Genomic DNA, 12,136 nt, shown 5'->3' with positions numbered 1-12,136 from the left:
CGGGATTCCTGGGACTGGGCCGGCTTACTGGCCGATGGACAGCGTGCGCTGCATCAGCGTCTTGGCCGTGTTGAGCACTTCGATATTGGCCTGGTAGGAGCGCGAGGCCGAGATCATGTTCACCGTTTCGGCCACCACGTCTACGTTGGGCATGGCCACGTAGCCGCTTTCGTTGGCCAGCGGATGCCTGGGGTCGTAGACCATGCGCGGCGGCGAGGTATCGCGTACCACGCCGGCCACGGCCACGCCGCCGATTTCCGAGCCGGCCTGCTGGCCGGCGACCGGCGCCAGCTGGAAGAACACCTGCCGGGCCTGGTAGGGCTGGCCATCGGGGCCGGCCGCGCTTTCGGCGTTGGCCATGTTGCTGGCCGAGACGTTCATGCGCTGGCTCTGGGCCGTCATGGCCGAGCCGGCGATCTGGAAGATATTGAGCAGCGACATGCTGTGGTGGCTCCTGTGTGTCGGCTTACTGCTGCTGCATGGCGGCCATCAGCCCGCGGATCCGGCCGGACAGCACCGCCAGGCTGGTCTGGTACTTGAGCGTGTTGTCGGCGAAGTTGACCCGCTCGACGTCCATGTCCACGGTATTGCCGTCCAGGCTGGGCTGCACCGGCACCCGGTACATCAGGCCCTGCGGATCGGGCGAGAGCGCCTTGGCCGGGATGTGCCGCGCCGAGGTCAGCGCGAGCCGGGTATCGGGCAGGCGCATGCTGCCTTCCATCGCGCCGCGCAGCGCCTGGGCGAAGTCGAAGTCGCGCGCCTTGTAGTTCGGCGTATCGGCATTGGCGATATTGGAAGCCAGCACTTCCTGGCGCTGGGCGCGCAGGCTGATGGCCTGCTGGAAGAAATTGAGATCCTGGCTGATGCGGTCGGTCATCGTGGCGTTGTCGGCAAAACCTGCAAGGAATGATCGGGCCGGCCATTCCGGCTTTTGATACGCCATGAATATTAGGATCGTCGCAGATTCGACAATGACCCAAACAAGCCGGCGTTTTTTGGTCAATTCCCTTGTTGGCGGGCCGTGCTCCCTTCCTACAATGGCTACCCATGAAAGGTCCCGCCCTCCTTCGGATCGCGCAGTTCGCGCTGGCCGCCCTGGCGCTGCAGGCCGTGCCGGCCCAGGCCGGCGCGCGGGCGCAGGCTCCCGCCGGGCAGGCGGCCCAGGCCATCGAGGCGCTGGCCGAGTCGTTCCTGATGCAGCAGCTGGCGCACCTGCCCGGACAGCCGGAAATCGCCGTCGAACCGGTGCGCGCACGGCAGCTGGCCGGCTGCGACAGCCTGGACGCCTTCCTGCCCGCCGGCGTGCGCCCCCGGCCGCGCATGAGCGTGGGCGTGCGCTGCATGGGCCCGGAAAACTGGACGCTGTACGTACAGGCCAGCGTGACGGTGCCCGGCACCTATTACGTGGCCGCCGCGCCGGTGGCCATGGGCCAGACCCTGGCCGCCGAGCACCTGGCCCCGCGCTCGGGCGATCTGCTGCGCCTGCCGCCGGGCGCCGTCACCGACCCCGGCATGGCCATCGGCCATACGGCCAGCCAGCGCATCGCGGCCGGCCAACCCTTGCGCCAAAGCGTCCTGCGCGACCCGCGCTCCGTGCTGCGCGGCAACACGGTCAAGGTGCTGGCCAGGGGGCCCGGCTTCATGGTCGCCAGCGAGGGCCAGGCGCTGGACAACGCCACCCCGGGCAGCACCGTCATGGTGCGCACGCCCAGCGGCCAGATCGTCAGCGGCGTGGTGCAGGATGCCGCCACCGTCGAGATCCAGCTATGAGCCGACTCGCGGCCACGCCCGCGTCACGCCGGGTTAAAGTTGTCGCCCGACCGACCGTTATCGATGAAAGGCGCCGGGGTGAAACCCGCCCAGCGCCTTTCGGAGAAAAACCTTGAAGATCCAGCCTCCTCCCGTTTCAACGGCGACCGGCGCCTCGGCCAGCGCGATGCGCGGCGAGAACGGCGCGCCGGCGCAATCCGGCGCGCGCCAGGCCAGCAGCGCCCAGGTCGAGCTCAGCGCCGCCTCGCGCACGCTGCTGGCCATGCAAAACGGCGATGCCGACATCGGCTTCGCCAAAGTGGCCGCCATCCGGGACGCCATCGCGCGGGGCGATATCGCCATCGACGCCGGCAAGATCGCCGACGGCCTGCTGGCCAGCGCCCGCGAACTGCTCAAATAAACCCTTTTCCCGCCCCCTGCCCCATGAACCAGCCGACCCCCAGCTCCCTGCTCGCCTGCCTGCAAGCCGAAATCGATGCGGTACGGCGCTTCACGCAGTTGCTGCAGGAGGAAGCGCAAAGCCTGACCGAGCCGGCCGCGTTCGAGGCGCTGAACGAAATCACCGAGCGCAAGAACCAGCTGGCCGAGGAGCTGGCCGGGCTGGGCGGGCAGCGCAACACGCTGCTTGGCCGGATGGGCCTGGACAGCGACCATGCCGGCGGCCAGGCTGCGGCCGCCGCCGACCCGGCGCTGGCGCCGGTGTGGCAGGCGCTGCTGCAGGCCGTGGCCCAGGCGCGCGAACTGAACCAGCGCAACGGCATCCTGCTGGAAACCCACCTGCGCCATGTGCAGCATTCGCTGGACGCGCTGCGCGCGCTGACGGGCCAGGCCAGCCTCTATGACGCGCAAGGCCGCGCGCGGCGCGTCAGCCCGGGCAAGGCCATCGCCGCCGGCTAGGATCCTTCGCCAAGCCCCGTCCCTCGCCAGGTTCCTGCCTGGCTCAGGCGGCCTGCCGTACCGGCGGGTTCATTTCCATCAGCGCATACAGCCGCAACAGGCCGGCCAGCAGCTTGCGGTCGCTGGCCAGCGCCTGCGCTCCCCCCAGCATATGGGCCAGCACCTGCCGCACCGGTTCGGCCTGCGGCGCGCTGCGCACCTGCCAGGCCGCCAGCGCGAGCTGCGTGGCGGCCGCCGAGCAAGCCAGCCATTGGCTGGCCGGGCGTTGCGCGGCACCCAGCGCCGTCCAGGCCTGGGCGGTCAGCCGCTGGCACGCCCTGGCCGATTCGCTCAGCGCCAGCCACTGTGCCAGGCAGGCGGTATCGGCCTCGTCCGGCTCCAGATTGGTCAGTCCATAGTATTGCGCCAGCGTACGGCCCGACAGGTCATCGACCTCGCGCACCGAAACCAGCCGGAACAGGCGTTGCGGCAGGCGGCGCACGCCCAGCGCCACGCCGGTTTCGGCAGCCCAGAGCGTAGCCGCCTGGCATGCCTGCGCACCCGGGCCGGGCGCGGCCTGCAAGGGCGCATGGACCAGCGGGCCGGCGATGGCCTGCGCCGCGGTGGGCGCGGCTTCATGCACCAGCCGCCTGGCCGGCGTGCAGCGAGCCAGCCAGGCGGTCCGCGCATCACCGGCCAGCCCGGCGCCCAGCAGGGCATCGCTCTCGAAGCAATGCACCATCGGAACCTGCGGCATCCGTTCGCAGAACCAGCCTACCCGCTGCTGGGCTGTGTCCTGGCCGGCCAGCGGCCAGTTGGCCAGGCTCGCTTGCGCCAGCGCAAGATGCTGCAAGGTGCCGACCAGCGCCGTGCCGGTATCGCCCCAGGCCAGGGTGCCGGCCAGGACAGCCTTGCCTTCGCGCAGGGCCAGGCGGGTGCTCCCGTGCATGAGCAGCAGCTGGCGCCGGCAATGGCTGGCGTACCCCTGCTCGATCACGCCGGCCTGGGCTTGGAGCCAATGCTGCGGGGCGGCGTGCTCCTGGCCCTGCAAGCGCCAGCTTTCGCGCGCCCGCGCGCAGGCCACGTCGCTGGCCATCCATGCCAGCGCCGCATCCAGGCCGGCCGGCGTCAGGCCCGGCCGACCGGCGGCGGGCACGCCCAGCGCCGCCAGCATCAGCTGGCGGGTGCGCACCTGGTGGCCGGCCTCCTGCAGGCTGCCGCCGCTGCCGGGGCGGGTGCCCGACCACAAGGCGGCCAGGTCGGCCTCGTTGGGCGCATAGAGCGCCCGGCGCGTATCGATGCAGGCCAGCGCCTGGTCGACCAGTTCGCTGGCGCTGGGCAGGGCCAGGTGTTCGGGCACCTTCTGGCCATGCGAGACATAATGCACCGGCAGGCGATGGCGGATGGCGGTATCGAGCGCCGCGCCGAGCTGGGTGGCCTCGTCGAGCTTGGTGACGATGCACCCGGCCAGCTCGTCGTGCTCGCTCCGGTAGGCATGGGCGACCTCGTCCAGCGTATCGCCATGGCTGGCCGCGTTCAGCACCAGCAGCTTGCGCACCGGACGCCCCGCGCCGCACAGCATGGCCGCCTGCACGCCGACCTGGCGGTCCCGCTGGCTGATGCCCACGTTGTCCACCAGCACGATATGGCGCCCGCCCGCCTCGAGCAGGGCCTGGCGCAAACCCTGGCCGTCCTGCACGGCGATCACCGGCACGCCCATCAGCCGGCCGTAGATCTGCAGCTGCTCGTGCGCGCCGATACGATAGCTGTCGGTCGTGATCATGAGCACGCGGCCGGCGCCCTCGCGCTTGACGCAGCGCGCCGCCAGCTTGGCCAGCGTGGTGGTCTTGCCCACGCCGGTGGGGCCGACCAGGGCGAACACCCCGCCCTGCGCCCATAGATCGTGCTCCTGCCGCATCATCGGCAAATGGGTGACGAGCTCGTTGCGGGCCCAGGCCAGGGCCTGCGCATGCGCCAGCCCTTCGGGCATGCGCTGCAGCATGGCCTTGACCAGCGCGCTGCTGAAGCCGGCCGACAGCAGCTGCCGGTACAGCGTGGCGGCAAGGGGAAGACGGCGCAGCTGTTCGCCCCAGGCCAGGCCGTCCATGCGGGTTTCGAGCATGCCGCGCAGGTCGGTAATGGCGCCCAGCAGGTCGTCCTGTGCGGGCCGGTCGGGGGCCGGCGCGTCCGAGGGCGCCACGGCCGGCGAGGGATGGCCGGCGGGCTGGGCCGCGGGCTGCCCGGCCGCGCCGGCCGTCTCGGGCAAGGCCGTGCCGTCGGTCGCCATGACCTCCACCCCGCCATTGACGCGCCGGTTGGAGATGATCAGGGCGTCGGGCCCGAGCGCCAGGCGTACCTGGCGCATGACTTCGCGGCTGGTGGCGCCCACGAACCGGCTGATGTTCATCGGGCGCCCCCGCCCACTACGTTGGTGATGCGCACGATACGTTCGTCAGGCAATTCGGCGTTGGAAAGCACCCCCATCTGCGGCAGGTGGTGGCGCAGGAACCGGGATAGCGAGGCCCGCAGCGGCGGCGATACCAGCAGCACCGGCGGATCGCCTGCCGCCTCCTGGCGCTCGACCGCGGCGGCGGTCTCGCGCAGCAGGGTCTCGGCCAGCCCGGGCTCGAGCGCGCCGCTGGTGGCAAGCGCCTGGTTCAGCACCCGCTCGAGTTTGGCGTCCAAGCCGATGGCGCGCAATTCGCCTTCGCCGGGAAACCACTGCTGCGTGATGGCCCGCCCCAGCGCCCTGCGCGTGATGGCCAGCAATTCCTGGGTGTCGGGCAGCGCGCCGGCGGCGCTGCCCGCCGCCAACCGGGGGGCATGCTCGGCCACGGCATCCAGGATGGTGCGCATGTCGCGGATGGGCACCTCCTCTTCGAGCAGCCCCTGCAGCAGCTTTTGCAGGGCGGTCAGCGATACCGTCTTGGGCACCAGGTCTTCCACCAGCTTGGGCGCTTCGCGGCCGATGCGGTCGATCAAGGCCTGTACTTCCTGGCGGCCCAGCAAGGCCGCGCCATGCCGGTGCATCAGGTGGTTCAGGTGCGTGGCCACCACAGTGCCGGCGTCCACGACCGTATAGCCCGCGACCTGCGCATGCTCGCGCTGGGAGGCGTCGATCCAGACCGCCGGCAGGCCGAAGGCCGGGTCCGTGGTGTAGTTGCCGGGCAGTTTCATGGTGACGCCGCCCGGATCGATGGCCAGCCACTGCCCTGGCACGGCGCTGCCCTGGCCGATTTCCACCCCCGACAGCAGGATGCGGTAGTCGCCCGGCTTGAGTTCGAGATTGTCGCGGATGTGCACCACAGGCGGCAGGAAGCCGACCTCCTGGGCAAATTTCTTGCGCAGGCTGCGGATGCGATGCAGCAGTTCCCCGCCCTGGCCGTGGTCCACCAGCGGAATCAGGCGGTAGCCCACCTCCAGCCCCAGCGGGTCGACCAGCGACACGTCGTCCCAGCTGGCCTCGGCGGCAGCCGCCTCGGCCGCCGCCTGCGCCTGGGCGGGCGGCTGGACCTGCGCCGCGGCCGCGGCCATCTGCCGCTTGCGCAGCGTCCATCCGGCCCAGGCGAGCACGGCGGCCAGCGTCAGGAAAGCCAGGTGCGGCATATTGGGAATCAGGCCCATGATGCCGACGATGGCCGCCGTGATGAACATCACGTTGGGATTGCTGAAAAGTTGGCCGACCATCTGCTGGCCGACGTCCTGGTCGGTGGCCACGCGCGAGACGACGACGCCCGCCGCGGTGGAGATGATCAGGGCCGGGATCTGCGCCACCAGCCCGTCGCCGATGGTCAGCAGCGTATAGACCCGGCCCGCCTCGCCAAAGCTCAGGCCGTGCTGGGCCACGCCGATGATCAGCCCGCCGATGATGTTGATGATAAGGATGAGCAGGCCGGCCACCGCATCGCCGCGCACGAACTTGCTGGCGCCGTCCATGGAACCGTAGAACTCGGCTTCCTGCCCCACTTCCTGGCGGCGGCGGCGGGCCTCGTCCTCGCCGATCAGGCCGGCGTTCAGGTCGGCGTCGATGGCCATCTGCTTGCCCGGCATCGCATCCAGGGTAAAGCGCGCGCCCACCTCGGCGATGCGCCCTGCGCCCTTGGTGATCACCATGAAATTGATGATGACCAGGATGATGAACACCACCACGCCCACCGCGAAGTTGCCGCCCACCAGGAAATGCCCGAAGGCTTCGATCACCTGCCCGGCCGCGTCCGGGCCCTCGTGGCCGTGCATCAGCACCACGCGCGTGGAGGCAATGTTCAGCGCCAGGCGCAGCAGGGTGGCAAACAGCAGCACCGCCGGAAACGCGGCGAAATCCAGCGGCTTCTTGGTGAACATGGCCACCAGCAGGATCATGATGGCCAGCGAGATGTTGAAGGTGAACAGCAGGTCCAGGATGAACGGCGGCAGCGGCAGGATCATCATGGCCAGGACCATGACGATGAGCACCGGGCCGGCCAGCAGCCGGGCATTGGCCGCGCCTTGGTTCTTGAACAGGGACAGCAGGGCACTCATGAAACGTCAAGCTCCTTGGCTAGCGCGCGCGGCCAGCGGGTCGAGCTCGCGCGGCACCGGCAGCCCGGCCGGCCGGGACGGCGCGGCGGCCTGCCCGGCGCGCCAGGCACGCAGTTGGAACACCCAGGCCAGCACCTCGGCCACGGCAGAATACAAGGCGGCCGGAATCTCGCGATCCAGCTCCACGTGATGGTGCAGCGCGCGCGCCAGCGCCGGCGCCTCCAGCAGGGGCACCCGGTGCTGCTCGGCCAGCTCGCGGATGCGTGCGGCGATCAGGTTGGTGCCCTTGGCCACCACCACGGGCGCGGCATGCGTGCCGTCCTGGTACTTCAGCGCGACGGCGTAGTGGGTGGGGTTGGTCACCACCACGTCGGCGCCCGGCACCTGGCTCATCATGCGGCGCCTGGCCATCGCGCGCTGCTGCTGGCGGATGCGCGCCTTGACGTGCGGATCGCCCTCGCTTTCCTTGTGCTCCTGGCGCAGGTCCTCCTTGGACATGCGCAGTTTTTTCAGGTGGCTGAAAATCTGCCAGGGGGCATCGATGGCCACCACCAGGATCAGCGAAGCGATGATCAGGGCCGCGCACAGGGCCACCAGCTGCATCGAGCGGGCCAGGCCCTCGATCGGCGCGGCATGCATGAGCGAGAGCATCTCGTCGCGATGGCTCCACAACACCCATACCGCCACCCCGCCCACCAGCAGGGCCTTGGCGATGGTCTTGAACAGCTCGACCAGCGTCTGCGCGGAAAAAAGCCGGGCAAAGCCCTTGATGGGGTTCAGGCGGCCGAACTGCGGCTGCAGCGCCTTGTTGGACAGCAGGAAGCCGCCCAGCATGGCCGTGGCCAGCACGGCAGTCACGGCAAGCAGGCCGAACAGGGGCAGGATCGCCAGCAGGGCATGCATGGCGCCGTTGACCGTCACCGCCAGGGTGGCGCCCGGATCGCGCACCAGCGCCGCATCGAAGGTCATGCCGTTGCGCACCACGCCGCGCAGCCGCTCGTACAGGGCCCCGCCGCCTATCCACAGGCCGGCGGCGCCCATCGTCAGCAGCGCGAACGTCACCAGCTCGCGCGAACGCGCGACCTGTCCCTCCTCGCGCGCCTTTTCCAGGCGCCGGGGCGAGGCGGGTTCGGTTTTTTCGAGATCGCTGTCTTCGGCCATTCAGGCAAGGGCGGCACGGGGTGGCTGGCGGCCCGCGCGGCGGCGCGGCCGGGGCCGCGCACGCGCAGCCAAGCGCTTGCCGACGGCCTGCCGGCATTCTAGAAGCCGCCCTGCCCCGGCGAATGGCGAAGAAACCGGGTATAGAGGGCGCTATTCGGCACACCGCGCACGCCCGCGGCCGGCTTGCCCGGGGCGGCAGGCGCCCGGCCCGGCCGGCGGCCTGCCCTGCAGGTCCTGGGCGCTCAGAAGCCCAGGCTGTCGAGCAGGTCGTCCACCTGCGCCTGGCTGGTCACCACGTCCGCCTTGCCTTCGGGATTGACCTGGGGGCCGTTGAGCAGCGAGTTGGCCTCCTCGCGCCGTTCGATGGGCACGTTGTCGATCAGCACCTGCAGCAGTTCGCGCTCGATCGTGCCGATCACGCCCATCATGCGCATGATCACCTGGCCGGTGAGGTCCTGGAAATCCTGCGCCATGATGATTTCCATCAGATGGCCCTGGGTGGCCTGCGAGCCCTGGCCCACCTCCTTGAGAAAGCCGCGCGTCTCGTCGACCAGCGCGCGCGCCTCGGGCAGCTCCTTGGGCGCATCGAACCATTCCTGCCATTGGCCGTCCAGCGCCTGGGCGCGCCGCTGCATCGCCTCCTGCAGCGGCTGGGCGCTCTCGCAGGCATTCAGGACACGATGGGCGGCCTGCTCGGTCATCTTGGCAACGTAATCCAGGCGGTCCCGCGCATCGGGAATGGCCTGGGCGGCATCCTTGATGGCCTGGTCCAGCCCCAGCTCGCGCATGCTGTCGCGCAGCAGGCGCGTAAGCGCGCCGATCCGGGCGATGAGGTCCTCGGCGGGCTGCACGGCATTCGTATTGGCGGCACTCATCACATCCCCAGCTTCTCGAAGATCTTGTTGAGCTTTTCCTCCAGCGTCGCCGCGGTAAACGGCTTGACCACGTAGCCGCTGGCGCCGGCCTGGGCAGCCGCCACGATGTTCTCCTTCTTGGCCTCGGCCGTGACCATCAGCACCGGCAGCGACGCCAGGGCCGGGTCGGCGCGGATCTGCTTGAGCATCTCCAGCCCGTCCAGGTTGGGCATGTTCCAGTCGGACACCACGAACTGAAAGCCGCCGGTACGCAGCTTGTCCAGCGCCATCGCGCCGTCCTCGGCCTCGTCCACGTTCTCGAAGCCCAATTCCTTGAGCAAATTGCGCACGATGCGGCGCATGGTGGGGAAATCGTCCACCACCAGTATCTTCATGTTCTTGTCTGCCATTACAGCTCCATAGACGCCATAGGGTATGAAAAGCGGCGCGCGGTCTTCAGACCCGGTGTGCGCGCTCGCCCAGGTTGCTCAAGCGGGCCAGGATGCGCTCGCTCATTTCGTAAAGGGACACCACCTCGTCGGCCGCGCCCAGCGCGATGGCTTCGCGCGGCATGCCGAAGACCACGCAGCTGGCCTCGTCCTGCGCCAGGGTCTGCGCGCCGGCCTGCTTCAGGGCCAGCAGGCCGGCCGCGCCATCCTTGCCCATGCCCGTCAGGATCACGCCGATAGCGTTCTTGCCCGCGCTTTGCGCGGCGGACCGGAACAGCACGTCCACCGAGGGCCGGTGCCGGTTGACAGGCTCGCCGGGCTCGAGCGCAATCACGTAGTTGGCGCCGCTGCGCGCCAGCTTCATGTGCGCATCGCCGCCGGGCGCCAGGTAGACGTGCCCCGGCAGCACGCGCTGGCCATCGCTGGCCTCGGTGACCGTCATCGCGCTGAGCGTATCCAGGCGCTGCGCGAACGAGCGGGTAAAGCCGGCCGGCATGTGCTGCGTGATGAGGATGGCCGGGCTGTCGGCCGGCAGGGGCTGCAGCACCTCCTTGATGGCCTCGGTGCCGCCGGTGGACGAGCCGATGAGAATGATCTTCTCCGTGCTGGCCAGCGGCCCGCGCGAAAGCAGCGCCGGCTTGCCCGCGTTGGGGCTCGGCACGCGTGCGCGCACCCGCGCGCGCGCCGTGGCGCGGATCTTCTCGGCGATACGCTCGGAATACTCCATCAGGCCGTCGCGTATGCCCAGCCGCGGCTTGGTGACAAAATCGACAGCGCCCAGCTCCAGCGCGCGCAGGGTGATCTCCGAGCCGCGCTCGGTCAGCGAGGACACCATCAGGACCGGCATCGGCCGCAGGCGCATCAGCCGCTCCAGGAAATCGAGCCCGTCCATCCTCGGCATCTCGACGTCCAGGGTCAGCACGTCCGGATTGTGCTGCTTGATGAGCTCGCGGGCCACCAGCGGGTCGGGGGCCGTGGCCACCACTTCCATGTCGGGCTGGCTGTTGATGATCTCGCTCATCAAGCCGCGCACCAGCGCCGAATCGTCTACGCAAAGAACCCTGATCTTGGACATGTCTGTATCGCTTCCCGCCTGCCGCGGTGCCCAGGTTGCAGTCGCGCCGAGCCGTCAAGCCGGCCGGGACAGCTCGTATACCGTCTGTCCCCGCAGCTTGAAGCTCTGGCTGATATAGGTAAAGTTTTCGGAATGCCCCGCGAACAGCAGTCCCCCGGGCTTGACCAGGGGCACGAAGCGCTTGAGGATGCCGGCCTGGGTGGATTTGTCGAAATAGATCATCACGTTGCGGCAGAAGATCGCATCGAACGGGCCGGCCACGTCCCAGCGCGGCGACAGCAGGTTCAGGGGAGCGAACTCCACGATCTCGGCCACTTCGGGACGCACCCGCACCATGCCTTCGTTGGCGCCCTTGCCGCGCAGGAAAAAACGGCGCAGCCGCTCGGGCTCCATGCGTTCGACGCGGTCCAGGCCATAGATGCCGCGCTGGGCCTTCTCCAGCACCTGGGTATCGATGTCGGTGGCCAGCACGCGCGCATCGCGGGCCTGCGGACCCAGGGCCTCGAACAGCGTCATGGCGATGGAGTACGGCTCCTCGCCCGTGGAGGCCGCGCAGCACCAGACCGATATCGGCCGCGGGCGGTGCCTGACCAGCTCGGCCAGGACCGGGAAATGATGCCCCTCGCGAAAGAACGCCGTCAGGTTCGTGGTCAGCGCATTGACGAACTCTTCCCACTCGGCCGACGCCGTATCGGCCTCCAGCCCGTCCAGGTAGGCGGTAAAGCTGTTGCGGCCCAGGCTGCGCAGCCGCCGGGCCAGCCGGCTGTAGACCATCTCGCGCTTGTGCGCGCCCAGCGAAATGCCGGCGCGCTGATAGATCAGGCGCCGCACGCGGTCGAAGTCGTCGTCGCGGAACTCGAACTGCTTGTCCGCGGCCGGACCGGGCATCAGCGCCGTTTTTTCCATGGTGCAGCTGCGGCGCCCCGCTAGACGGCCGCCTTCTCGACCAGGGCCAGCTCGTCGCTGGTCATCAGCCGCTCGATATCCACCAGGATCAGCATGCGCTCGTCGACCGTTCCCAGGCCGGTCAGGTACTCGGTGGACAGCGTGGCGCCGAACTCCGGCGCCGGCCGGATCTGCGCCGACGAAAGCATCAGCACGTCCGATACGCCGTCCACCACGATGCCGACCACGCGGTGGTTCAGGTTCAGGATGATGACCACGGTCTGCTCGTTGTACTCGACCTTGCCGAGGTTGAACTTGATCCGCAGGTCGACGATGGGCACGATGATGCCGCGCAGGTTGGTCACGCCCTTGATGAAGGGCGGCGAATTGGCGATGCGCGTGACCGCGCCGGCGTCATAGCCGCGGATCTCCTGCACCTTCAGGATGTCGATGCCGTACTCCTCGTCGCCCAGCGTAAAGACGAGGAATTCGCTGCCTATGTCCTCGCTGCGGTCGGTCGCAGACGCAAGGGGGTTGTTCATGGTGAT

At 69.3% G+C, this 12,136-nt stretch carries 13 protein-coding genes; 3 read left to right on the top strand and 10 right to left on the bottom strand.

The genetic code is table 11. The annotated features are described in order from the left end of the window. Positions 1-24: 24 nt before the first annotated feature. Positions 25-441, bottom strand: coding sequence for a flagellar basal body rod protein FlgC (flgC, locus tag V8Z80_RS15590; protein WP_155194994.1), 417 nt, complete (start codon positions 439-441; stop codon positions 25-27). 25 nt (positions 442-466) lie between these two features. Next, complete coding sequence (flgB, locus tag V8Z80_RS15585; protein ID WP_155194993.1) at positions 467-877, bottom strand: flagellar basal body rod protein FlgB; 411 nt, start codon at positions 875-877, stop codon at positions 467-469. 170 nt (positions 878-1,047) lie between these two features. Here flgB and flgA point away from each other — a divergent pair, with 170 nt between their 5' ends. The 3 genes from flgA (at position 1,048) to V8Z80_RS15570 (ending at position 2,667) form a co-directional block, all read left to right on the top strand. Continuing rightward, positions 1,048-1,770 carry a flagellar basal body P-ring formation chaperone FlgA gene (gene flgA, locus V8Z80_RS15580; protein ID WP_155194992.1) on the top strand — a complete coding sequence of 241 codons (723 nt, stop codon included), beginning with the start codon at positions 1,048-1,050 and terminating at the stop codon, positions 1,768-1,770. Between the two features lie 112 nt (positions 1,771-1,882). Further along, positions 1,883-2,170, top strand: a complete 288-nt coding sequence (gene flgM, locus V8Z80_RS15575) for a flagellar biosynthesis anti-sigma factor FlgM (protein WP_336062615.1) — start codon at positions 1,883-1,885, stop codon at positions 2,168-2,170. Positions 2,171-2,193: 23 nt separating this feature from the next. Next, positions 2,194-2,667: a flagella synthesis protein FlgN gene (locus V8Z80_RS15570; RefSeq protein ID WP_336062614.1), complete on the top strand. Its 474-nt coding sequence runs from the start codon at positions 2,194-2,196 to the stop codon at positions 2,665-2,667. Between the two features lie 43 nt (positions 2,668-2,710). Here V8Z80_RS15570 and flhF read toward each other — a convergent pair whose 3' ends face one another. From flhF to cheW, 8 genes are all read right to left on the bottom strand, one after another. After that, complete coding sequence (gene flhF / locus V8Z80_RS15565) at positions 2,711-5,053, bottom strand: flagellar biosynthesis protein FlhF (protein ID WP_336062613.1); 2,343 nt, start codon at positions 5,051-5,053, stop codon at positions 2,711-2,713. Further along, entirely contained in the window at positions 5,050-7,164 is a 2,115-nt protein-coding gene (flhA, locus tag V8Z80_RS15560; RefSeq protein WP_155194988.1) for a flagellar biosynthesis protein FlhA, read from the bottom strand. The genes flhF and flhA overlap by 4 nt, the downstream gene beginning before the upstream one ends. A 6-nt stretch (positions 7,165-7,170) precedes the next feature. Beyond that, positions 7,171-8,325 carry a flagellar biosynthesis protein FlhB gene (flhB, locus tag V8Z80_RS15555; RefSeq protein WP_155194987.1) on the bottom strand — a complete coding sequence of 385 codons (1,155 nt, stop codon included), beginning with the start codon at positions 8,323-8,325 and terminating at the stop codon, positions 7,171-7,173. 242 nt (positions 8,326-8,567) lie between these two features. Beyond that, positions 8,568-9,200, bottom strand: coding sequence for a protein phosphatase CheZ (gene cheZ, locus V8Z80_RS15550; RefSeq protein ID WP_336062612.1), 633 nt, complete (start codon positions 9,198-9,200; stop codon positions 8,568-8,570). After that, positions 9,200-9,589 (bottom strand): chemotaxis response regulator CheY, encoded by a 390-nt coding sequence (gene cheY, locus V8Z80_RS15545; protein WP_336062611.1) that lies wholly within the window; start codon positions 9,587-9,589, stop codon positions 9,200-9,202. The genes cheZ and cheY overlap by 1 nt, the downstream gene beginning before the upstream one ends. Positions 9,590-9,635: 46 nt before the next feature. Beyond that, complete coding sequence (locus V8Z80_RS15540) at positions 9,636-10,703, bottom strand: protein-glutamate methylesterase/protein-glutamine glutaminase (RefSeq protein ID WP_336062610.1); 1,068 nt, start codon at positions 10,701-10,703, stop codon at positions 9,636-9,638. A gap of 54 nt (positions 10,704-10,757) precedes the next feature. Beyond that, the gene (locus V8Z80_RS15535) at positions 10,758-11,609 is read right to left on the bottom strand and encodes a CheR family methyltransferase (RefSeq protein ID WP_336062609.1); all 852 of its coding nucleotides are present in this window, start codon (positions 11,607-11,609) and stop codon (positions 10,758-10,760) included. Between the two features lie 20 nt (positions 11,610-11,629). Beyond that, positions 11,630-12,130 (bottom strand): chemotaxis protein CheW, encoded by a 501-nt coding sequence (gene cheW / locus V8Z80_RS15530; protein WP_155197126.1) that lies wholly within the window; start codon positions 12,128-12,130, stop codon positions 11,630-11,632. Positions 12,131-12,136 lie beyond the last annotated feature (6 nt).

The organism is Orrella sp. JC864, assembly GCF_037026685.1.
Classification (GTDB): Bacteria; Pseudomonadota; Gammaproteobacteria; order Burkholderiales; family Burkholderiaceae_B; genus Orrella.
Note: the sequence above shows the minus strand (reverse complement) of the source record. Positions and strands in the feature narration are given on the sequence as shown.